Origin of the sequence: Mesorhizobium sp. B2-8-3 (assembly GCF_006440815.1) — a bacterium.
Taxonomy (GTDB): Bacteria; Pseudomonadota; Alphaproteobacteria; order Rhizobiales; family Rhizobiaceae; genus Mesorhizobium.
On sequence record NZ_VFTW01000005.1, the window covers coordinates 69,535 to 89,100 of the forward strand.

21 protein-coding genes and 1 tRNA gene are annotated in these 19,566 nt (G+C 61.8%); 13 read left to right on the forward strand and 9 right to left on the reverse strand.

The window, feature by feature from the left end; genetic code table 11:
• From FJ418_RS10220 to FJ418_RS10235, 4 genes are all read right to left on the reverse strand, one after another.
• A complete protein-coding gene (locus tag FJ418_RS10220) occupies positions 1-1,620 on the reverse strand; it encodes an iron ABC transporter permease (RefSeq protein WP_140865547.1) in 1,620 nt (539 codons plus the stop codon).
• A gap of 145 nt (positions 1,621-1,765) precedes the next feature.
• Positions 1,766-2,740, reverse strand: a complete 975-nt coding sequence (locus FJ418_RS10225; RefSeq protein WP_140652410.1) for an ABC transporter substrate-binding protein — start codon at positions 2,738-2,740, stop codon at positions 1,766-1,768.
• Positions 2,741-2,887: 147 nt separating this feature from the next.
• Positions 2,888-3,124 (reverse strand): hypothetical protein, encoded by a 237-nt coding sequence (locus FJ418_RS10230; protein WP_140647632.1) that lies wholly within the window; start codon positions 3,122-3,124, stop codon positions 2,888-2,890.
• A 113-nt stretch (positions 3,125-3,237) separates the two neighbouring features.
• Positions 3,238-3,606, reverse strand: coding sequence for a hypothetical protein (locus FJ418_RS10235; protein ID WP_140783889.1), 369 nt, complete (start codon positions 3,604-3,606; stop codon positions 3,238-3,240).
• A 196-nt stretch (positions 3,607-3,802) separates the two neighbouring features.
• On the opposite strand from FJ418_RS10235, the gene map reads away from it, so the two are divergent.
• The 8 genes from map to FJ418_RS10275 all read left to right on the forward strand — a co-directional run bounded on the left by map (position 3,803) and on the right by FJ418_RS10275 (position 10,819).
• The gene (gene map / locus FJ418_RS10240; RefSeq protein ID WP_140865237.1) at positions 3,803-4,630 is read left to right on the forward strand and encodes a type I methionyl aminopeptidase; all 828 of its coding nucleotides are present in this window, start codon (positions 3,803-3,805) and stop codon (positions 4,628-4,630) included.
• 136 nt (positions 4,631-4,766) lie between these two features.
• On the forward strand, positions 4,767-5,528 hold the full coding sequence (gene radC / locus FJ418_RS10245; RefSeq protein WP_140865238.1) for a DNA repair protein RadC: 762 nt from the start codon (positions 4,767-4,769) through the stop codon (positions 5,526-5,528).
• A 151-nt stretch (positions 5,529-5,679) separates the two neighbouring features.
• Positions 5,680-6,567 (forward strand): cytochrome c oxidase subunit II, encoded by an 888-nt coding sequence (locus FJ418_RS10250; protein ID WP_140652472.1) that lies wholly within the window; start codon positions 5,680-5,682, stop codon positions 6,565-6,567.
• Positions 6,568-6,584: 17 nt separating this feature from the next.
• Positions 6,585-8,354 carry a cytochrome c oxidase subunit I gene (ctaD, locus tag FJ418_RS10255; RefSeq protein ID WP_140858859.1) on the forward strand — a complete coding sequence of 590 codons (1,770 nt, stop codon included), beginning with the start codon at positions 6,585-6,587 and terminating at the stop codon, positions 8,352-8,354.
• Positions 8,351-9,055, forward strand: a complete 705-nt coding sequence (locus FJ418_RS10260) for a cytochrome c oxidase subunit 3 (protein ID WP_140865240.1) — start codon at positions 8,351-8,353, stop codon at positions 9,053-9,055. The genes ctaD and FJ418_RS10260 overlap by 4 nt, the downstream gene beginning before the upstream one ends.
• A 10-nt stretch (positions 9,056-9,065) precedes the next feature.
• Complete coding sequence (locus tag FJ418_RS10265) at positions 9,066-9,788, forward strand: heme-copper oxidase subunit III family protein (protein WP_140646729.1); 723 nt, start codon at positions 9,066-9,068, stop codon at positions 9,786-9,788.
• A 26-nt stretch (positions 9,789-9,814) separates the two neighbouring features.
• Entirely contained in the window at positions 9,815-10,219 is a 405-nt protein-coding gene (locus tag FJ418_RS10270; protein ID WP_140646728.1) for a cytochrome C oxidase subunit IV family protein, read from the forward strand.
• Positions 10,220-10,345: 126 nt separating this feature from the next.
• The gene (locus tag FJ418_RS10275; protein ID WP_140652477.1) at positions 10,346-10,819 is read left to right on the forward strand and encodes an aminoacyl-tRNA deacylase; all 474 of its coding nucleotides are present in this window, start codon (positions 10,346-10,348) and stop codon (positions 10,817-10,819) included.
• Between the two features lie 40 nt (positions 10,820-10,859).
• On the opposite strand, the gene FJ418_RS10280 is transcribed toward FJ418_RS10275, so the two are convergent.
• The 3 genes from FJ418_RS10280 to FJ418_RS10290 all read right to left on the reverse strand — a co-directional run bounded on the left by FJ418_RS10280 (position 10,860) and on the right by FJ418_RS10290 (position 13,033).
• Positions 10,860-11,678, reverse strand: a complete 819-nt coding sequence (locus FJ418_RS10280; protein ID WP_140652479.1) for a DUF2189 domain-containing protein — start codon at positions 11,676-11,678, stop codon at positions 10,860-10,862.
• Between the two features lie 294 nt (positions 11,679-11,972).
• Positions 11,973-12,305 (reverse strand): GYD domain-containing protein, encoded by a 333-nt coding sequence (locus FJ418_RS10285; protein WP_140646725.1) that lies wholly within the window; start codon positions 12,303-12,305, stop codon positions 11,973-11,975.
• Between the two features lie 347 nt (positions 12,306-12,652).
• Positions 12,653-13,033 (reverse strand): cytochrome c family protein, encoded by a 381-nt coding sequence (locus FJ418_RS10290; protein ID WP_140865242.1) that lies wholly within the window; start codon positions 13,031-13,033, stop codon positions 12,653-12,655.
• Between the two features lie 266 nt (positions 13,034-13,299).
• Between FJ418_RS10290 and FJ418_RS10295 the strand changes: the two genes are divergently transcribed.
• Complete coding sequence (locus FJ418_RS10295) at positions 13,300-13,914, forward strand: isochorismatase family cysteine hydrolase (RefSeq protein WP_140865243.1); 615 nt, start codon at positions 13,300-13,302, stop codon at positions 13,912-13,914.
• A 9-nt stretch (positions 13,915-13,923) separates the two neighbouring features.
• Here FJ418_RS10295 and FJ418_RS10300 read toward each other — a convergent pair whose 3' ends face one another.
• On the reverse strand, positions 13,924-14,451 hold the full coding sequence (locus FJ418_RS10300; RefSeq protein WP_246683001.1) for a hypothetical protein: 528 nt from the start codon (positions 14,449-14,451) through the stop codon (positions 13,924-13,926).
• A 176-nt stretch (positions 14,452-14,627) separates the two neighbouring features.
• Complete coding sequence (tig, locus tag FJ418_RS10305) at positions 14,628-16,112, reverse strand: trigger factor (RefSeq protein ID WP_140865245.1); 1,485 nt, start codon at positions 16,110-16,112, stop codon at positions 14,628-14,630.
• 441 nt (positions 16,113-16,553) lie between these two features.
• Between tig and FJ418_RS10310 the strand changes: the two genes are divergently transcribed.
• The 4 genes from FJ418_RS10310 (at position 16,554) to FJ418_RS10325 (ending at position 19,415) form a co-directional block, all read left to right on the forward strand.
• Positions 16,554-16,638, forward strand: a tRNA-Leu gene (locus FJ418_RS10310).
• Between the two features lie 103 nt (positions 16,639-16,741).
• A complete protein-coding gene (locus FJ418_RS10315) occupies positions 16,742-18,079 on the forward strand; it encodes a tyrosine-type recombinase/integrase (protein WP_140865247.1) in 1,338 nt (445 codons plus the stop codon).
• Positions 18,080-18,478: 399 nt separating this feature from the next.
• Positions 18,479-18,937, forward strand: a complete 459-nt coding sequence (locus FJ418_RS10320) for a hypothetical protein (protein ID WP_140865249.1) — start codon at positions 18,479-18,481, stop codon at positions 18,935-18,937.
• 121 nt (positions 18,938-19,058) lie between these two features.
• A complete protein-coding gene (locus tag FJ418_RS10325) occupies positions 19,059-19,415 on the forward strand; it encodes a hypothetical protein (protein ID WP_140865251.1) in 357 nt (118 codons plus the stop codon).
• The last annotated feature ends 151 nt before the right edge of the window (positions 19,416-19,566 follow it).

Here is a 19,566-nt window from a genome sequence, read left to right on the forward strand (position 1 = left end):
TTAGCGCCAGGGCAACACGCCGGCCGGCAAGCGGCGCCCGAACCGATCAAGCGCCAGCAGCAGCGCGATCACCACGACGATCGTGGATACCGCGATTGCCGCTGCCTGCGTGCCGAGTCCCGCCTCTTCCAGGCTGAACAGCACGACGCCGAGCGTTTCCTTGCCGCTCGACCACAGCAGCGCCGAGACCGTCAACTCGTTGAAGGCACTCATGAACACCAGCAGCCCGCCCGCCACGGCCGCGGGCGCCGCGAGCGGCGCGGTGATCGTTGCGAGCCGCCGGAACGGACCGGCGCCGGACACCGCCGCCGCCTCTTCGAGATCGCGCGGAATCTGCCCGACGGCCGTCGTCACCGGTTTCATTGCCAGCGTCAGGAAGCGCATCGCATAGGCTACCAGGATGATCGACGCGGTCGCATAGAGGCTGCCAATCAGCGGCAGCGGTCGCAGGAACAAAAGAATGCAAGCGATCGCCAGCACCACGCCGGGGATCGTGTAAGGCAGGTCGACGATGCCGCCGAGCACACGCCGCCAGCGCTTGTCGAAACGTTCGAGCCGCGCGGCCATCGGAATGACGCCAAGGGCGAGGATAAGCGCCGCGCCGCCGGCAAAGAGCAGTGAATTGCGGAAGGCCCGCGCCGTGGACGCCTGCCGGACAAGCACTTCCACATAGTTGGCGATCGTTGCCGTCCGCGGACTGAGCGGCACGCCGAAGGACGGCACCAGCGACGTCGCCAGCAACGCGCAGGCCGGCAGAATGAGGATCAGGCCGATGACCAGCCAGCTCGCGCCGGCGAGCGGCATGCGCAAGCCTCCAAGCCCGAATTGCGCCGGCGTGCCGGCAACGATGCGATGCCCGGCGCCGCGCAGCGCCAGCGACTGGAAGACCATGCCGGCCAGCGCCAAGGCGCCGACCAGCACCGACAGCGCCGCGATCTGCGGCAACACGCTCGGGCCAAAACTCGACAGGTCCTGATAGATCAAAGTTGGCAGCGTCAGATAGTTGACGGGCATGCCGAGCAGCGCCGGTATGCCGAAATTGCCGACGCCCGAGACGAAGGCAAGCGCCGCCGCGGCCACCACATAGGGCCGCACGACGGGCAGCACGATGGTCCGCAATACGCCGAGCGGCCGCGCGCCGCAGGAGCGCGCCGCCTCGACCAGATCGCGCGGCACGCGCGACAGCCCTGCCCGCATGGTGATGAACACGATCGGCGCATGCTGGACGCCATAGAGAAGGATGATGCCGCCACGGCCAAGCATGGGATTGCCGGTGCCGGGCGCAGGCGCCAGCCCAAGCATACCGAGCAGCGTGCTCGACGGGCCGAAGAGATGCAGCCAGGCGAGCGCGGTGACCTGCGGCGCGATCATCAGCGGCAAAAGCAGAAGAAACCCGAGGATCTTTCGTCCCGGCAGATCGGTCATCGTCACCGCGACGGCGAACGGAATGCCGAGGCAAAGCGCCAGCAGCGCGCCGAAAAAAGCCGTGTCCAGCGTGTGCCACATCGCCTTGAGCGCGGCAGGGCTGGCAAGCCGCCCGGCGAAGGCGGCGAAATCGGCCTCGCCGCCCGGCGCGATCGCCGCAAGCACGAGACGCGCCATCGGCAACAGGCAGAGCATGGCGATGACCAGCAGGACGGCCAGCGCCGACAGACGCTGGCCGAATATCGGGCCCGGCACCGTGAAGCCGCCGGCCTGCGGCAACGCCACGCCCCGCCTGGCGATGTGATGTTCCGCGGAAGCCAAAGTTTCCCTTCCGGGCCGCTTACTGGCTCATCACCGCGCTGAACTTTTCCTTGTTCTGCGCATCGTTGGCGAGCGCGGCCGCCGCATCATAGTCGAGCACCTTGATCGAGGCGCGGTCCGGATAGCCGGCCGGCAGCGCGACGTCGGCACGGGCCGGGATGTAGCCCATCTTGGCCGCCACTTCCTGCCCGTCCTTCGACAAGAGGAAATCGACGAAGGCCTTGGCGGCTTCCTTGTTCTTGGCGGTGGACAGGATAGCGACCGGTTCGGTGACGGCGGACACGCCTTCCTTCGGGAAGACGAACTCTACCGGCGCGCCCTTGGCCTTCTCGCGGATCGGCATGTAGTCGACGATCATGCCGAACAGCTTGTCGCCGCCGCTGACGGCCTTCAGCACGTCGCCATTGCCGCCGCTGGCCTGCGCGCCGTTCTTGGCGAGCGCGCCATAATAGTCCCAGCCCTCCGGCAGCTTGCCGGTCAGCGTCACCGTGTGGATCATCGCCGCGCCCGAGGTCAGCGGACTGGGCATCGCGATCAGGCCCTTGGCTTCCGGCTTCTTCAGGTCTTCCCAGCTTGTCGGCACGAAAGGCGCCTTGGTGTTGTAGACGATGCCGGTGGTGATCAGCTTGGTCGAGAAATAGGTCTTGTCCTTGTCGTAGAGCGCCGCGTCGAGGCCGTCGACCTTGGCCTCCGGATAGGCGAGCAGCCGGCCTTCCTTCTTCAGGCCTTCCATGGTCACGACGTCGGCGATCAGCAGCACGTCGGCCTGCGGCTGGCCGGCCTCGATCTCGGCATGCAGCTTGGCCAGAATCTTCGGCGTCCCGTCGCGCACCCAGTCGACCTTGATCCCCGGGTTCTTCGCCATGAAGGCGTCGACGGTCTGCTGGGCGTCGGTGTTCGGCTGGCTGGTGTAGAGCACCAGCGTGCTGTCGGCGGCGGCGGCTCCCGCTACGGTGGATGCCAGCAACATGGCGGCGAAAACGATCTGGCGCATGGACATACCTGTTGTTGATCAAGGCTGGGCGAGGTCCGGCAGGCGCCGGGGCTGGAAAACCTGAGTAAGGCCGCAGGATAACCATTGTGTGACAGGGCAACGCAACTCGCATCGCCCTGCCCTTGCCCCTGCTCGGTATCATCGGTGCTACTGGTTTGCCGGGTCAGTCTCGGCATCATAGGCCATGCGGGTAACCACCATCAGCACATAGGCCGACGGCAGCGCGAAGATGGCGCCGAGCATGATCGCCGCCGTTCCTTCCATGCGAAGGGTGGCGGCAACGGCCCAGTAGACGGTGCCGATGCAGATTACCGCCTGGACTGCCAGAAAAGAGGCCGCGGCAGCCGCGCGGGTAAGCGTCTTGAACGTCTTGATGCGTTGCATTGAACGGAATCCGAACTGACGCGCACGCAACCGGCGGACGGCCGGCGGCCGTCGCCGGATCGCGACGCGAAGGAATGTCTTTGATTTGAATGCCGCGCTTTGCGGCCAAGGCCTTACGCGGCGGGCGGCGCGCGTGGCTGGTTGGTGCGCGAAGCTGCTGCGCTTGCCGATACCGGCGCGACGCCCATTTCGGCCGGCAATACATGGCCGATAAGCAGGAAATCGGATGCGGGCGCGAGCACGCCGGGATTGCCGCTGACGAGCTTTATCGGCAGTGGCCGGCCGGCCCGGATTTCAAGCGCCTGCGCCTTGCCGGTCGTTCTGAGCAGCGCGATCGTGTCGCCCTGGCGAGCGGCGCTGACGCTGGAACTGCCCGGGAGCGAAACGGCCGACGCGGAGATTTCGGCCTGCGCGAAGCCCAGCAGCGCGAGCATCAGCAGCGCCATCAGGCCCGCGCAGGCGGTCCTGACCGGCAGCAGCATCGGTCTTTCGCGTTCAGGTGCCGTCAAGGCAATCTCCGGACATCAGGACGGACCTAACCGATGGAATGGCCGAAGGAAAGCCGCAATGGACGCCGCAATCGCACTTCGTCCTTGAACCTTGCGGCTTCCGGTGCCAAATCTGGAGCAGATTTTCGCATTCGGCTCCTTTGGAGCCAACGCCGGCAAACGGACAAAAATGGTTACCTATCTCGACGCCTCCACGGCCCCCCTTCGAAATACCGGCCAGATCCGCCTCTATGGCGACGAAGGTTTTGCCGGCATGCGCAAGGCCTGCGACCTCACCGCGCGCTGCCTTGACGAGCTTGTGCCGATGGTGAAGCCCGGCGTGACGACGGAAACGATCGACCGCTTCGTCTTCGAATTCGGCATGGACCACGGCGCGCTGCCGGCGACGCTCAATTATCGCGGCTACACCAAGTCGTCCTGCACCTCGATCAACCATGTCGTCTGCCATGGCATTCCCGACAACAAGCCACTGAAGGAAGGCGACATCGTCAACATCGACGTCACCTATATCCTCGACGGCTGGCACGGCGATTCCTCGCGCATGTATCCAGTGGGCACGATCAAGCGCGCCGCCGAGCGCCTGCTCGAGGTGACCTATGAGTGCCTGATGCGCGGCATAACCGCGATCAAGCCCGGCGCCCGCACCGGCGCCATCGGCGCCGCGATCCAGACCTATGCCGAGGCCGAGCGCTGCTCGGTGGTCCGCGATTTCTGCGGCCACGGCGTCGGCCAGCTTTTCCACGACGCCCCGAACATCCTGCATTACGGCACAGTCAATGAAGGCGTCGAGATGCGGCCGGGCATGATTTTCACGGTCGAGCCGATGATCAATCTCGGCCGCCCGCATGTGAAGGTGCTGTCCGACGGCTGGACGGCGGTCACGCGCGACCGCTCGCTGTCGGCGCAATACGAGCACACGATCGGCGTCACCGACACCGGCTGCGAGATCTTCACGCTGTCGCCGAAAAAGCTCGACCGCCCCGGCCTGCCGGGTTAGAGCGGTTCCATCGTTTCATGGAAACGATGGAACCGCTCTATCCTCTTGTTTCACGCAATTCCGAACGGAAAACCGCTTCACACTTTTCCTGGAATTGCTTTAGGTTTCAGCCGAGGCCTGAGGGGAGCGGGCGAGGATGGGGAAAGTCGAGGACGAGCGGGCGTTCTTTTCCGAAGGCTGGATCGAGCCGCCCAAGACGGCGCTGAAAAAGGCCACGGCAGAAGAAAAGCCCCATTATCACGGCCATCGCGACCGTCTGCGCGAACGCTTCGTCGCCGGCGGACCGGACGCCCTGCCCGACTATGAATTGCTCGAACTGCTGCTCTTCCGGCTGATCCCGCGCGTCGACACCAAGCCCATCGCCAAGACGCTGATCGCCCGCTTCGGCTCGCTGGCCGAAGTGCTCGGCGCGCCGGCACCCTTGCTTGAAGAAGTCAAAGGCATCGGGCCGACCGTCGCGACCGATCTAAAAGTCATCGCCGCCACCGCCCAGCGCATGGCGCGCGGCGAGGTGCGCGGCCGCGAAGTCCTGTCCAACTGGACGCAATTGCTCGACTATTGCCGTTCGGCCATGGCCTTCGAGGCCCGCGAACAGTTCCGCATCCTGTTCCTCGACAAGAAGAACGGGCTGATCGCCGACGAGGTGCAGCAGACCGGCACCGTCGACCATACGCCGGTCTATCCGCGCGAGGTGGTGAAGCGGGCGCTCGAACTCTCCGCCAGCGCCGTCATCCTGGTGCACAACCATCCTTCGGGAGATCCCACACCTTCCCGCGCGGACATCGAGATGACCAAGCAGATCATCGATACGGCCAAGCCGCTCGGCATCGCCGTGCACGATCACATCATCATCGGCCGCAAGGGCAACGCCTCGATGAAGGGCCTGCTTCTGATCTGAAGCCCCCCGCCGATCGCCCGAGGATCCGGGCGCAAAAGCAACGTTTTGCCGATCAAGATAGTCGGCTCTGGAATTTCAACCGGAAATCGAGCATGATGCGCTTTGGTAATTCGGACGCTTCGTGCGCCCGGCAATACCGGAGGAACGGGACATGGCCGTTGTGCTTGTACTCGTTTTAATCGTTGTGGGCTCAGTGTTGTTCCACTTCCTGAGCCCATGGTGGTGGACTCCGATTGCCTCGAACTGGGACTATATCGACCACACCATCATCATCAGCTTCTGGATCACCGGCATCGTCTTTGCCGCTGTCGTCCTCTTTATGGCTTATTGCGTCTTCCGCTTCCGGCATCGGGAAGGCAATCGCGCGGCATACGAACCGGAGAACAAGCGGCTCGAATGGTGGCTCATGGTCGTCACTGCGGCAGGCGTCACTGCCTTGCTGGTTCCCGGCCTGTTCGTCTGGAGCCGCTTCGTCACCGTTCCAAGCGATGCGACCGAGATCGAGGTCGTCGCCCAGCAGTGGCAGTGGAGCTTCCGCTTGCCCGGCAAGGACGGCAAGCTCGGTACTTCGGACACCCGCGACGTCACCGCCGACAATCCGTTAGGCATCGCACCCAAAGATCCCAACGGCCAGGACGATATCGTGGTCGAGGCCACCGACCTGCATCTGCCGGTCGGCAAGCCGGTCAAGGTGCTGCTGCGTTCGATCGATGTCCTGCATGATTTCTATATCCCGGAATTTCGCGCAAAGATGGACATGATCCCGGGGTCGGTCACCTATTTCTGGTTCACTCCGACAAGGACCGGCACTTTCCAGGTCTTGTGCGCCGAACTGTGCGGCCAGGGACATCCGCTGATGCATGGCGTGGTCATGGTCGACGCCGAGCAGGATTATCTGTCCTGGCTCGGGCAGCAGCAGACTTTTGCGCAGTTGTCGACGCCCAAGCAAACAGGCTGGGCGAGCCAACCGTCAGGAAAGACGATGGCGTCCGGTTTGGACGTCGCGGCAAACTCGAAACTCTCGAGGTCCGCGGAATAGGGCACGGAGGTGCTCCGATGGTCGACGTCACACCCGCAGATGCCGTTCCACCCGCCGAAGTTGGGGAAGTGGAACTCTACCATCCGCACAACTGGTGGACCAAGTATGTCTTCTCGCAGGACGCGAAGGTCATCGCGGTCCAGTACTCGGCAACGGCAACGGCGATCGGCCTTGTGGCGCTGGTTCTCTCCTGGCTGATGCGCCTGCAGCTCGGCTTTCCCGGCACGTTCGACTTCATCACCCCGGAGGCCTACTACCAGTTCATCACCATGCACGGCATGATCATGGTGATCTACCTGCTCACTGCGCTCTTCCTCGGCGGCTTCGGCAACTACCTCATCCCGCTGATGGTCGGCGCCCGCGACATGGTCTTCCCCTATGTCAACATGCTGAGCTACTGGATCTATCTGCTGGCAGTACTCGTTCTGGTGTCGAGCTTCTTCGCGCCGGGTGGGCCGACAGGCGCCGGGTGGACCCTCTACCCGCCGCAGGCCATCATGTCCGGAACGCCGGGCGGGCAGGACTGGGGCATCATACTGATGCTCACTTCGCTCATCCTGTTCATTGTCGGCTTCACCATGGGCGGCCTGAACTATGTTGTGACGGTGCTGCAGGGCCGCACGCGCGGCATGACGTTGATGCGCCTGCCGCTCACCGTCTGGGGCATCTTCACCGCCACCGTCATGGCGTTGCTCGCCTTCCCGGCGCTGTTTGTCGCGTGCGTGATGATGCTGCTTGACCGCGTGCTCGGCACTTCCTTCTTCATGCCGGCGATTGTCGAGATGGGCGAGCAACTTCAGCACAATGGCGGCAGCCCGATCCTTTTCCAGCACTTGTTCTGGTTCTTCGGCCACCCGGAAGTCTACATCGTCGCTCTGCCGGCCTTCGGCATCGTCTCCGACCTGATCAGCACCCATGCGCGCAAGAACATCTTCGGCTACCGCATGATGGTCTGGGCGATCATCGCCATCGGCGCCCTGAGCTTCGTTGTCTGGGCGCACCACATGTATGTGAGCGGCATGGACCCCTATTTTGGCTTCTTCTTTGCGACCACGACGTTGATCATTGCCGTGCCGACGGCGATCAAGGTCTATAACTGGGTGCTGACGCTGTGGCGCGGCGATATCCATCTCACCCCGCCGATGCTTTTCGCGCTCGCCTTCATCGTCACCTTCGTCAATGGCGGCTTGACCGGACTGTTCCTCGGTAATGTCGTTGTCGACGTGCCGCTGTCGGATACGATGTTCGTCGTCGCCCATTTCCACATGGTCATGGGCGTCGCGCCGATCCTGGTGATCTTCGGCGCAATCTATCACTGGTATCCGAAGGTCACTGGACGGATGCTGGACGACACACTCGGCAAGTTCCACTTCTGGGTAACCTTCCTCGGCGCCTACCTGATCTTCTTCCCCATGCACTATCTCGGCCTGATGGGCGTTCCGCGGCGCTACGCCGAGCTGACCGACATGACCATAATGACGGAATCGGCCCGTCATCTGAACTCGTTCATCAGCATCATGGCCTTCATCGTCGGCTTCGCTCAGATGGTTTTCCTGTTCAACCTGATCTGGAGCATCCGCCATGGCCGCGAGGCCGGCGGCAATCCGTGGCGGGCGACCACACTCGAATGGCAGACGCCGCAGACACCGCCGGCGCACGGCAATTTCGGCAAGGAACTGCCGATCGTCTATCGGTGGGCCTATGACTACAGCGTGCCAGGGGCCAAGGAGGACTTCATCCCGCAAAACGTGCCGGGCACCTTCGCCCCCTCAAGGGAGCAGGCATGAGCGTCATCCTGGTCTTCTTGGCTGTGATCGCCGGCTTTGCCGGCTGGTGGCTTTCGCACCAGCGGCTGACATCCAAGCCATGGCTGGAGCAAGGTCTGGCCGGGGATTTCGCCGGCACCGGCCGGTCGTCCCTGCCTACCGCCAAGATCGGTCTCGGCGTCTTCCTCGCCGTCGTCGGCTGCCTGTTCTCGCTGTTCACCAGCGCCTATTTCATGCGCATGGGCCTGCCGGACTGGCAGCCGCTGCCGCTGCCCCGCCTGCTCTGGCTCAACACCGGCGTGCTGGTATTGAGCAGCGTCGCGCTGCAATGCGCGGTGGTTGCCGCGCGCAAGGGCCAGATCGACAACGTCCGGTTAGGCCTTGCCACGGCAGGGCTCACCGCGCTTGCCTTCCTTGTCGGGCAGTCGATGGCATGGCGCCAGCTGAACGGGGATGGCTATCTGCTGGCATCCAACCCGGCCAACAGCTTCTTCTATCTGATCACCGGCATGCATGGCCTGCACATACTGGGCGGTCTGTTCGGCCTTGGCAGGACGAGCATCGGTGCCTGGAGCGGAGCGCGGCCGGAGCGACTTCGTCTCAGCGTCGAGCTCTGCGCCATGTATTGGCATTTCCTGCTTTTCGTCTGGCTCGGCATCTTCGCCCTTCTGGCAGGTTGGGCGGCGACGTTCATCGAAATTTGCCGACAATTGCTGACCTAGGAGACCGGCGATGGCCGAGACGACCATGACACATACCAGCCAGATGGAGCCTCGGCCCGCCGGTTGGCGCGGCATTACCGCCGACTGGGCCTCGGATCAGCGCGCGTTCAAGAACGTGTCCTGGGGCAAGGCCATGATGTGGATCTTCCTGCTCAGCGACACCTTCATCTTCGGCTGCTTCCTGCTCTCGTATATGACCGCCCGCATGTCGACACGCGTGCCCTGGCCGAACCCGAGCGAGGTCTTTGCCTTGCGCATCGGCGGCCAGGAGATCCCGCTGATCCTTATCGCCATCATGACCTTCGTGCTGATCTCGAGCAGCGGCACCATGGCCATGGCAGTCAATTTCGGCTACCGCCGCGACCGCCGCAAGACCGCGATCCTGATGCTGTTGACCGCTGCGCTTGGCGCAACGTTCGTCGGCATGCAGGCCTTCGAATGGACCAAGCTGATCACCGAAGGGGTACGGCCCTGGGGCAATCCCTGGGGAGCCGCGCAGTTCGGCTCATGCTTCTTCATGATCACCGGTTTCCACGGCACGCACGTGACGATCGGCGTGATCTTCCTCATCATCGTGGCGCGAAAAGTCTGGCGTGGCGACTTCGACACCGGTCGTCCCGGCTTCTTCACCAGCCGCAAGGGCCGCTACGAGAATGTCGAGATCATGGGCCTCTACTGGCACTTCGTCGACCTGGTTTGGGTGTTCATTTTCGCCTTCTTTTATCTTTGGTGAGAGGCAGTCCCTGTTGAGAGGAAGCTATGGCTGAAGCAACCGCAAACGGTCTCGGACAACACACGCTGCACACCGCCCATGCGCAGGATGCGGCTGCGACAGCGGTCGCTCACGCCGAGGTTCATCAGGAGCACCCGATCAAGCTCTACCTGGTCGTCTGGGCGTGGCTGTTCATCCTCAGCACCTGCTCCTACCTGGTCGACTATTTCGGCATCCACGGCTATCTCAGATGGTCGCTGATCCTGATCTTCATGATGCTCAAGGCGGGACTGATCGTCGCCGTCTTCATGCACATGGCCTGGGAGCGGCTGGCGATGATGTATGCGATAATCCTGCCGCCGATACTGGTGCTGGTCTTCGTGACGATGATGGTCTTTGAGGCCGATTACACGCTGCTGACACGTATCGCGTTTTTCGGGCCCGGCCCCTGATACGCATTTCGAACTCGTCCGCAGCGAGGCCAACCGGAACTGCAGTGGCGGGTGCCTCGAAACAGCAGGACGCCGGTCCATTTGGTTTGGCGCATGCGCCGTGAACTCAAGCAAAGGACGCGGACAATGACGATGGCAAACAGACTGAAGGATTTTATCGACGGCAAGGAAATTCCGTACGACACCGTCGCGCACCATCGAACTGCCACCAGCAGGCAGGCCGCTATCGCCGCGCATGTGCCCGGCGGCATCATGGCGAAGTCCGTGGTCGTTCACCACGAGCTCGGCTATGCGCTGGCCGTGGTCCCAAGCACCCACAGGATCGAACTCGGCAAGCTGCAGGACGTCATGGACAGGCGCCTCGGGCTCGCTTCCGAGGATGAGGTGGTATCGCTCTTCGATGATTGCGACATCGGCGCCGTACCGCCGATCGGCGCGGCCTATGACGTGCCGGTCATCCTGGACGAAAGCCTGCGCGACGCCGCCGATATCTATTTCGAGGGCGGCGACCACAAGACGCTCGTGCATGTCAGCGGCAAGGATTTCCGTAACCTGACGGCGGGCGCGCGTCAGGCGCGGTTCAGCCACCCGGCCTACTGAGCGCACCGGCACTGTCGCCGGTGCTCATGACAGGCTTGGCTCAGTTCGCCGGTCTTGGGGCGGCCTGCGGTTCCACCACCTTGCGGTACACGTGCCAGGTGGCGTGGCCAAGGATTGGCAGCACGACCGCCAGCCCCGCGAACACAGGCAGCGAGCCGATGATCAGCCCAATGGCGACGATAAGTCCCCAGACGGCCATCACGATCGGATTGGCCAGGACCACGCGCACCGAAGTGTGGATGGCTTCGTAGGCGCCGACGTCGCGATCGAGCAGCAGCGGGAAAGCGACCACGGTGGTGCACAAAACCACCACGGCGAATACAAACCCGATCGCATGACCCAGTACGATCAGCGTCCAGCCGCTCCCGGTGGCGAATATCTCGGTTATGAAACTGGACAGTGACGCCGGCGGCTCGGGCCCGAACAGATACTCGTAGAAAAGCTTTGCGGTCAAAAGCCATGTGATGAAGATTGCAAACAGCATGATTCCGACGGCGGCGATGGCCGGCAGCGCCGGAGAATTCCTGACCTCGAAAGCATGTTTCCAGGAAGCATCCAGCCCGGCTTCCCGCCGGCGGCTGATCTCATAAAGGCCGATCGCCGCGAGTGGCCCGATCAGCGCAAAGCCTGACACCAGTGGAAATAGCAGCGGCAGCGTGTTTGCTCCCGATGTCCAGGTGGCAAGCACCACGCCAACGAGCGGATAGATCATGCACAAAAACACGATGTGCGAGGGTTTGACCATGAAGTCGTCGACACCGCGCCTGAGCGCATCGAAAAGATCGGAAACGCCGATCTTTCTCACTTTGGTATGCTCCAGCGTTTCGCTGGCGCCTGCAATCACGTGAAAGCTTGCCATGACCGTTCCTCCAGATCAGGTCCGGCAAGGTCGCGGATTTCACGGTGCTAACGCTCTGCGTGACTGGCCACGCAAAACCGCGACCTGCACCTGTGCCAACATACCCCTTTACGCCCGATTTGTCGCCCTCTGTCGACGCCGGGTAGTGTCTCAGTTTGAAATTTCGGCGGCTGCTTTTTTGTAGGGGGCCGCGCTTGACAGTGTCGGCTTCCTCGCCGGTCGCAATGCGCATGACGCGGACGGCATTGCCGATCACATCGGCGGGCGCTTCTGGCCTTTAGGTCCGGTGGGCATCTAGGCTTGTTCTCCAGGCGGTCGATATTTAATCGACGATGCCTTTTGCAATGCTGCAAGCGTGTCCTCCACGGTCAGAAGGACGGTCGTCTGTATGGAACTCAGCGCTCCGCCCGAGCCGATCGCGAGCGCCGTGGCCGCCATCGACACGTTATCCGGAGCCTCCCACAAGTTATAGCCGTCGTGCTCACCAAAGGCGTACCAGAATCCGTGCAGCTTTCCGCCAACCGATTCAATGTACTGCTTCGCCGCCTCTCGGCGGTCCTCTGGGTTCTTGATAAGCTTAGCCCATGTGGCCGGCGTGTAGCTGAACCGGGTCAGGTATAATGGCATGATCTTATCCTCCCTGCTTTCCGGTAAGCATATAGGAGTTCGCCGGCTGGCGCGACAGCGGCGTCAAGGCCGCCGGATTTCAAACTGAAACACTATCCGACGCCGGCCAATGGCCAGCCGCGGCAGCGTGCTGGCTCCACAGGTTCTTTTTCGGTATTCTCAAGATGCGAAGGTGAACGTCATGGATACGCGGACGCTTCTCATACTCGGCCTTGGCATAGCCATCCTGCTGCTGTTGGGGTTCTTTGCGCTGCCGGCGTAGCGAGACGGCGCGCGACATCTCAACAGCGCAATTGCCGACCCTCTTCCTTCAGCGGGCGACCACCTAATGGGGCCCGCGACGGCCGCTACTTGGAATACTGTTTCAGGTAGGCGATGACGTTGGCTATGTCTTGGTCATCCTTCAGACCGGGGAACGCCATCTTCGTCCCTTTGACCATCGCCTTGGGATCGTGGAGATATTTGGTGAGCGTGGGTTCGTCCCATTTGATGCCGGATTTTCCGGCCGCGATCATGGCCGCGGAATAGGTGAAATCGGGGTGTGTGCCCGCGACGCGCCCGATGACACCGTGCAGGGACGGGCCAATCTTGTTCTGGTCCTGGTCCGCAACGTGGCAGACCTTGCACTTGGTGAAGACCTTCTCACCCGCGGCGGCGTCCTGCGCCTGCGATGGGCTCACGAAGAAGGTCGTCGCGGACAACACGATGAAAAGCGCAATTGCACGCATCGCATTTCCTCCCTAATGGTCATTTACGTCGGACGGATCCGCTCCACACCGGCCTCGCTGTTGTGCCCTGGACGGTACAGCGGATTGTTCGCGTCTCTTCAGTGAAATTGCGGCACCTGCATACCACAGAATGAGCCCAATGAATAGAAAAGCCGGCCTTGGCGAAGGTTTTGGGCTATGAGCGACAGGCGGATGGCCCACGGCCATTTCGACCAGATTTATGATAAAGGGGCACCTGGCCGCCATCAAACGACAGGAAGACAGCAATGCCTCAGCACGGCAACGAGCCATGGCCGTTCGACAAAGAACGCGCCGCCCTGCTGGTCATCGACATGCAGAGCGACTTCGTCGATGAAGGCGCGGTGATGGAAGTCGCGATGGCGCGGCATCGCATTCCCATTATGCGGCAGGTGGTCGAACTGTGCCGCGCGGCTGATGTCCCGGTGGTCTACACGCAGCATGTGCTGAGCGATCATTTCAACATCTCCCCGCTCGAGACCGCCTACCAGCCAAGGCTGAAGGCCAAAGGCATGCGGGAAGGCAGCGCCGGCACCAGGATCGTGGCGGAACTCGCTCCCTTGCCGGGCGAGGTGATCATCAAGAAGCACCGCTACGATGCGTTCCACAACACCCAATTGGAAACGGTGCTGCGCAACATCCGCGGCGCCGGCCAGGTCGACACCGTCATCATCATCGGCACGGTGACGAGCATCTGCTGCGAATCGACGGCCCGCAGCGCCTTCATGCGCGACTACAAGGTGGCTTTCGTCAGCGATGCCAATGGCGGGCTGGACGAGGCCTCGCACAACGCGACGCTCGCCATCATCGGCAAGGTGTTCGGGCGCGTGATGACGGCCGCAGAACTGGAAAGCCTGTTTTAAGCGGTGGGATCAGGGCGGATCGGTTTTGCAGCTTGCCGCGATCTGTCCGATCGCTTCGGAGAGGCCCGCGAGTTCGAAATCGGCCTCGCCGCGTCCAGACAGGAGGCCGAAGCGCCACGACAGCGTCAGCCGGTTCGCTGAACCCAGACGCTTGATGCCGTCGTTCCCGTCCCTGACCAGCTGTCTGCCGCGCGGGCCGACCGACCAGCTTTCATCGGTTTTGCCGCCGCCGTCGACCACGACGGAGATGGTGATCTTGCGGCTGGCGGAAACGGCATCGTTGAGCTGCAGCCATTCGCTCCAGCGCGGTTCGCCGTCGGGCCGGCAAGCAAGGGTCAGCACCGGGCTGTAACCCAAGGCACCGCCGCCGGTGATCAGCTTGTTGCTGGCATGCAGCGATGCCGTGATCTGGCCGTCGTCGCCGGCGCCAACGCTCCAGTTGCCGAGATCCGGCTCGGCGCGGGCGACACCTGCGGCCACGGCAAACAAGAGCGCCGCGGCGACGACCACGTCCCTCATCATGAACCCCAGCCTCACCAATGCCTCCAAACAGCCACGGATGCGATGAAGCGCAGATAATGTTCAACGCTCCGTATCGCCAGCGGTGGGCCATCAAGACAAGTTGTCAGTGTTGCCGCGCCGCCACAATGAGTACCTCACAACGAAAAAGGCCGCCCGGAGGCGGCCTTTCGAAATCGATGGATTGGAAGCTGTTACTCGGCTTCCTTGGCGGTTTTCTTTTTCGGCCCGGCCTTCTTCTTCGGCTCTTCCGCCTCGTCGGCGGCTTCGCCCGCCTTTGCCTCGGCCTTCTTCGAAGAGGCCTTCTTGGCCGGCTTCGCCTTGGTCGCGGTCTCGGCCTCCTCGTCGTCGGCCATCAGCTCATCCTTGCCGACCTTGACGTCGTCGACCGAAATCTGGCCGAGCAGGTAGTCGACGACCTTCTCCTCGAACATCGGCGCGCGCAGCGCGTTGATGGCTTCCGGGTTGCTGCGATAATACTCGAAGGCTTCCTGCTGCTGGTTTGCCGGGAAGCGGCGCACCTGCTCGAACAGGCCGCGCTGCAGTTCCTCGTCCGACACGCTGACGCCGGCCTTCTCGCCGATCTCGGCGAGCACGAGGCCAAGGCGCACGCGGCGTTCGGCAAGACGCATATATTCGGCGCGCGCCTCTTCTTCCGTCGTCTCCTCGTCGGCGAAGGTCCGGCCGGCGGCTTCGAGGTCGCGGTTGACCTGGGCCCAGATGTTGTTGAACTCGGCCTCGACGAGCTTGGAGGGCGCTTCGAACGAGTAGGACGCGTCGAGCTGGTCGAGCAGCTGGCGCTTCACCTTCTGGCGGGTCATCGAGCCGAACTGGTTCTCGATCTGGCCGCGCACGATCTCGCGCAGGCGCTCCAGCGATTCCAGGCCGAGATTCTTGGCCGTCTCGTCATTGACCTCGAGCGCGCCGGGCGCCGACACCTCCTTGACGGTGACGTCGAAGGTGGCTTCCTTGCCGGCCAGATGCGCCGCCTGGTAGTTTTCGGGGAACGTGACGGTGACCTGCTTCTCATCGCCGGCCTTCGCGCCGATCAGCTGGTCCTCGAAGCCGGGGATGAACTCCTTTGAGCCGAGCACCAGCGGCTGGTCGGTGCCGGCGCCGCCGGCGAAAGCCTCGCCGTCGATCTTGCCGACATAGTCGATGCTCACACGGTCGCCCTCGGCGGCCTTGCCGGTCTTCGGCTCGTAGCTGCGCGCCGATTCCGCAACACGCTTGACCTGGTCGTCGACTTCCGATTCCGGCACGTCATAGACCTGACGCGTCACCTTGATGTCGGAGAAATCCTTGATCTCGATCGGCGGGATGACTTCGTAGTTGAGGCTGAATTCGAAATCGGCGCCGCCGGCCAGGATCTTCTCGGCCTCCTTCTCGTCCTCGGTCATGATCACTTCGGGCTGCATGGCGGCCTTTTCGCCGCGCCCCGAGATGATCGAACGGGTCGAGTCGTTGAGGATCTCGTTGACGACCTCGGCCATGAACGACTTGCCGTACATCTTGCGCAGGTGCTGCACCGGCACCTTGCCCGGGCGGAAGCCGTTGATGCGCACCTTGTCACGGGCGTCGGTCAGCCGCGCCATCAGCTTGGCTTCCATGTCACCGGCCGGCACGGTGATCTTGATCTCGCGCTTGAGACCGGAGTTGAGCGTTTCGGTGACCTGCATCCTAGAACCTTTGTTTTCAACAATGAGACTGCCAAACGGTTCTTAGCCGTTTACAGCCTGCCGGTATGATCTTGCCGGAAATGGCTTTTGGGACGGAACCTGGCGATTTGACCGCTAATGCGGTTCACATCTTCCTGAACTGCGCCTTGCCAAATGCGAATAAGTTCTTGTTTTTACTATAACTTTTCGCACCTTGCAGAGGCGGAAATTCACATTCCGTCACATTCGACACGCCTTTTGTCACAGGCTAGGCTAATTTTCAACCATCTTCGCTTCAATGCATGCCGCCCAAAAGTGCGCGGCGTTTTTGGCGAATGGCATGCATCAAAAGACTTAAAGCGCGTCACCTGAATCCATTTCGACGCGACGCGCTTTAACCGGATAGCATGACTTGGGCGCCGACATTGACAGAATGATGGCTACATGGGATTGCCGGGGAAAGCGGATGTGGCGGAATTGGTAGACGCCCTGGATTTAGGTTCCAGTGCCGAAAGGCGTGGGGGTTCGAGTCCCTTCATCCGCACCACAAAATGCAGCCGGAAGCCCGCAAATGCTGGGTTCTTGGGCGCTCCAGTTGACGGATCGGTACAAGATTTGGTACAAAGCTCCCGTCAATTCGGGAGTTAGCCTTGTCCACACCGCACCTCAAAGTCTCTCCATCCGGTCACTACCAATACCGCTTTGTCGTCCCTGAGAGCCTCAGGGAGATCGTCGGCAAGCGTGAGATCAAGAAGTCCCTCGGGAAGGACCGAACCCAAGCCATCAAGATGTACGCTCAGGTCGAGAGGGAAACCGAACGGCTCCTCAAATCGGCCAAGGCTATTGCCCCAACGGAAGCGGGTGAGCGTGCCCTGATCATTCGCAGGATGAGGCAGTTTGGCTTCACGGAAAAGGACATCGCCACCCTCGCCGGTCACAGCGGCGGTGCACTCAGCGACCGCCTGGACGAAGGCCTGAGCATATTTCAGGACGGCTTGGTCAATGAGTATGAAGACGCTGAGGAGCGGGGCAAGAGCCCTGCAGTTTCCCTTGAGGCCATAAGGGCTATCGGTCGGAAGCAGTTGCCGAAGGAAACCTATACCGTCGCAAGCGCCCTCACCCACTATCTGACCATGAAAGCAACTGGGGTTCACGCAAGGGACCTCGCGCTGACCAACAGGGTTAACAAGGTGAAGGAGCGCCTCATTGCCGTGATCGGCAAGCATGAGATCACCGCACGGCCAATTGAGAAGCTGACACGCGCTGAGGCCCGGAAGTTCCGCGACGCCTTGGCGGATGAAATGGCACCACCGTCTGTAAGGCGCACAATCGAGATCGTAAGCCCTGCCATCAACAAGATGATCAAGGAACACGACCTCGACATGAAGAACCCCTTCGCTCAACTGGAAATCAAGGGCGCAACGAATAGCAGGGACGCCCGTCTCCCGTTATCGGAGGATGACATGGTGGCCCTCGCTCCCGTGATGGAGAAGGGTGACGCCGCCCTGGCGGGTATCTGGGTGGTCCTCAGGGACACCGGGGCGCGCCTTGGGGAAGTGTGCAATCTCAGGCGAATGGACGTGGACGAGACTTTGGGCTGCATTCGTATCCGGCCCCATGGGGATCACACGCTCAAGACCAAGAACTCGGAGCGGGACGTGCCACTGTCTCCGAAGGCCTTGGCGGTTCTCAAGCACCTTGGGGCTGACCTCGCCCCTGAGGCCTCCCTATTCAAGCGTTACGCCGGTCCACGCCGCTCAGAGGGGGCATCCGCCGCCTTGATGAAGCGCCTGCGCACTGTGGTCACGGATACGAAGAAGACCATCCACAGCCTTCGCCATCGGATGAAAGACCTTCTGCGAAATACCGGTTGCCCTGAGAGCCTCGCCAAGGAAATCATGGGACATTCGGAAGCAGGCGTGGCGTTCAATTATGGCGCTGGTTACGCGCTCAACGTGAAGCGCGCGGCCCTAGAGAAAACGTGGTGAAGCACGATTGTAGCTCTGCCCAGCAACCTGAAATAATTTCAACTTCTGGATTGGTCCATGATTTACCCACTCATCAAGGACAGAGAAGCTGGCGAGCGCATGTCAATTAGGGCCTCATAATGAGAATAGAAGCTTAAAATTAGCACCCTCTAATTATGTTGCCATATCGGAGACAATAAACGCTTCCGGCCAATACCCACCCATACTGGACATAGAGCCGCTTCGGCGGGTTAGGCCCCATACTGATAACATGGGAACGCCTCGCCTGCGCCCCATGGCCCTTCTTTCCCCTCTGCTCCCTGTTTTTGTCTTGGTGGTCCGCCCTGATCACCAAGGGGGCCTCATCTACATCTTGCGCACATTCGCAGAGCACTCTCAATATCTAGGAATGAATCCACCGTGACCTATACCGCCGCTGCCGATATCGCCGCGACAATCGACGCCATGCGCGCCGCCCCGAACAAGCCGTCTCTCGCCAGCACATTCCCTGTCGCCGGGAAATGGCATCAAAGCCGCCACGCTCCGCTACCCTTGCGCTTCACCCGAACCGCCCGAAGGCTCGCCCACTGTGGCGCGATGGTTCCCGAGGGTTGCTCGTTGAAGGACATGCAACGTGTCCGCGACAACCACCGCCTTAACGTCGAAAGCATCCAGGGTGTCCTCAAGACCCTTTGGGACTTCCGGCTGCTCGGGTGGTTTCCATCCGACACCAGCTACCTTGAGTACGATCGGATTGCAGAGATCGTCGCCAATGGCACCCAACGCCCCAAGGACACCCGAGACCTGATGCCCGAGTGGTTCACCCGCCGTCATTCGGTCGATGAACTCAAGGCCTTCCGAGACGGCGAGCCAGCCTAACAGACTCTGTGTGCGGTGGCCCTCATTCAGAGAGCATCAACCCGCGCCCGCTGTCCTACACCACCTGCACCTACCCAACCCCTGTTGTGGCCACCACCGCACACAGGAAGAAAGCCATCCCATGTCCCTTCACACCACCACGATTGAACTCCACGGCTCCTATGCCGCCTATCACCCTGCCTCTGGGGCTCGTATCGACACGTCGGACATCACCTACGGACGGCGGACCTACAAAGACCCGCTCGGCCCCCTCTGCCGAATCCTCAGGGACACCTTGGGCTATCTGCCCGAGACCCGTATTCACGTTGAACGGGCGGGTACGCCAGCCTTCAAGCGAGACCTTAGCCTGTCCTATTTGGCAGACCACGATGTCATCGACGCTAAGGACCGCTCAGCCGTGCGGATCAAGTACCGTCCATTTGAAGGCTTCAATGCGCCATCCGGCGTTGGCCTCAGGGCCGCACGGCTCGCCGCGTAGCCTTGGCGGGGAGACAAGATTCGGGAGACAAGAAATCGTCTCTCGGATGTCACCTGTTGGGGGAACCTTATAGGAGGGGGAACTTAAGGTTATCTCTAAGAGCTTCTTCGAGGGGCTCTTGAGAGACCCCTGAGATTCCTTCCTTGGGTTT

What these genes read in the sequence shown, in the direction of transcription:
- FJ418_RS10235 (WP_140783889.1), bottom strand. Translation starts at nt 3,606, where the DNA reads ATGCTGCTGCCGGTCAGGACCGCCTGCGCGGGCCTGATGGCGCTGCTG.
- FJ418_RS10275 (WP_140652477.1), top strand. Translation starts at nt 10,346, where the DNA reads ATGACGATGGCAAACAGACTGAAGGATTTTATCGACGGCAAGGAAATT.
- map (WP_140865237.1), top strand. Translation starts at nt 3,803, where the DNA reads ATGGTTACCTATCTCGACGCCTCCACGGCCCCCCTTCGAAATACCGGC.
- FJ418_RS10285 (WP_140646725.1), bottom strand. Translation starts at nt 12,305, where the DNA reads ATGCCATTATACCTGACCCGGTTCAGCTACACGCCGGCCACATGGGCT.
- FJ418_RS10265 (WP_140646729.1), top strand. Translation starts at nt 9,066, where the DNA reads ATGGCCGAGACGACCATGACACATACCAGCCAGATGGAGCCTCGGCCC.
- FJ418_RS10225 (WP_140652410.1), bottom strand. Translation starts at nt 2,740, where the DNA reads ATGCGCCAGATCGTTTTCGCCGCCATGTTGCTGGCATCCACCGTAGCG.
- tig (WP_140865245.1), bottom strand. Translation starts at nt 16,112, where the DNA reads ATGCAGGTCACCGAAACGCTCAACTCCGGTCTCAAGCGCGAGATCAAG.
- radC (WP_140865238.1), top strand. Translation starts at nt 4,767, where the DNA reads ATGGGGAAAGTCGAGGACGAGCGGGCGTTCTTTTCCGAAGGCTGGATC.
- FJ418_RS10280 (WP_140652479.1), bottom strand. Translation starts at nt 11,678, where the DNA reads ATGGCAAGCTTTCACGTGATTGCAGGCGCCAGCGAAACGCTGGAGCAT.
- FJ418_RS10230 (WP_140647632.1), bottom strand. Translation starts at nt 3,124, where the DNA reads ATGCAACGCATCAAGACGTTCAAGACGCTTACCCGCGCGGCTGCCGCG.
- FJ418_RS10250 (WP_140652472.1), top strand. Translation starts at nt 5,680, where the DNA reads ATGGCCGTTGTGCTTGTACTCGTTTTAATCGTTGTGGGCTCAGTGTTG.
- FJ418_RS10290 (WP_140865242.1), bottom strand. Translation starts at nt 13,033, where the DNA reads ATGCGTGCAATTGCGCTTTTCATCGTGTTGTCCGCGACGACCTTCTTC.
- FJ418_RS10260 (WP_140865240.1), top strand. Translation starts at nt 8,351, where the DNA reads ATGAGCGTCATCCTGGTCTTCTTGGCTGTGATCGCCGGCTTTGCCGGC.
- FJ418_RS10325 (WP_140865251.1), top strand. Translation starts at nt 19,059, where the DNA reads ATGTCCCTTCACACCACCACGATTGAACTCCACGGCTCCTATGCCGCC.
- ctaD (WP_140858859.1), top strand. Translation starts at nt 6,585, where the DNA reads ATGGTCGACGTCACACCCGCAGATGCCGTTCCACCCGCCGAAGTTGGG.
- FJ418_RS10220 (WP_140865547.1), bottom strand. Translation starts at nt 1,620, where the DNA reads ATGCTCTGCCTGTTGCCGATGGCGCGTCTCGTGCTTGCGGCGATCGCG.
- FJ418_RS10270 (WP_140646728.1), top strand. Translation starts at nt 9,815, where the DNA reads ATGGCTGAAGCAACCGCAAACGGTCTCGGACAACACACGCTGCACACC.
- FJ418_RS10295 (WP_140865243.1), top strand. Translation starts at nt 13,300, where the DNA reads ATGCCTCAGCACGGCAACGAGCCATGGCCGTTCGACAAAGAACGCGCC.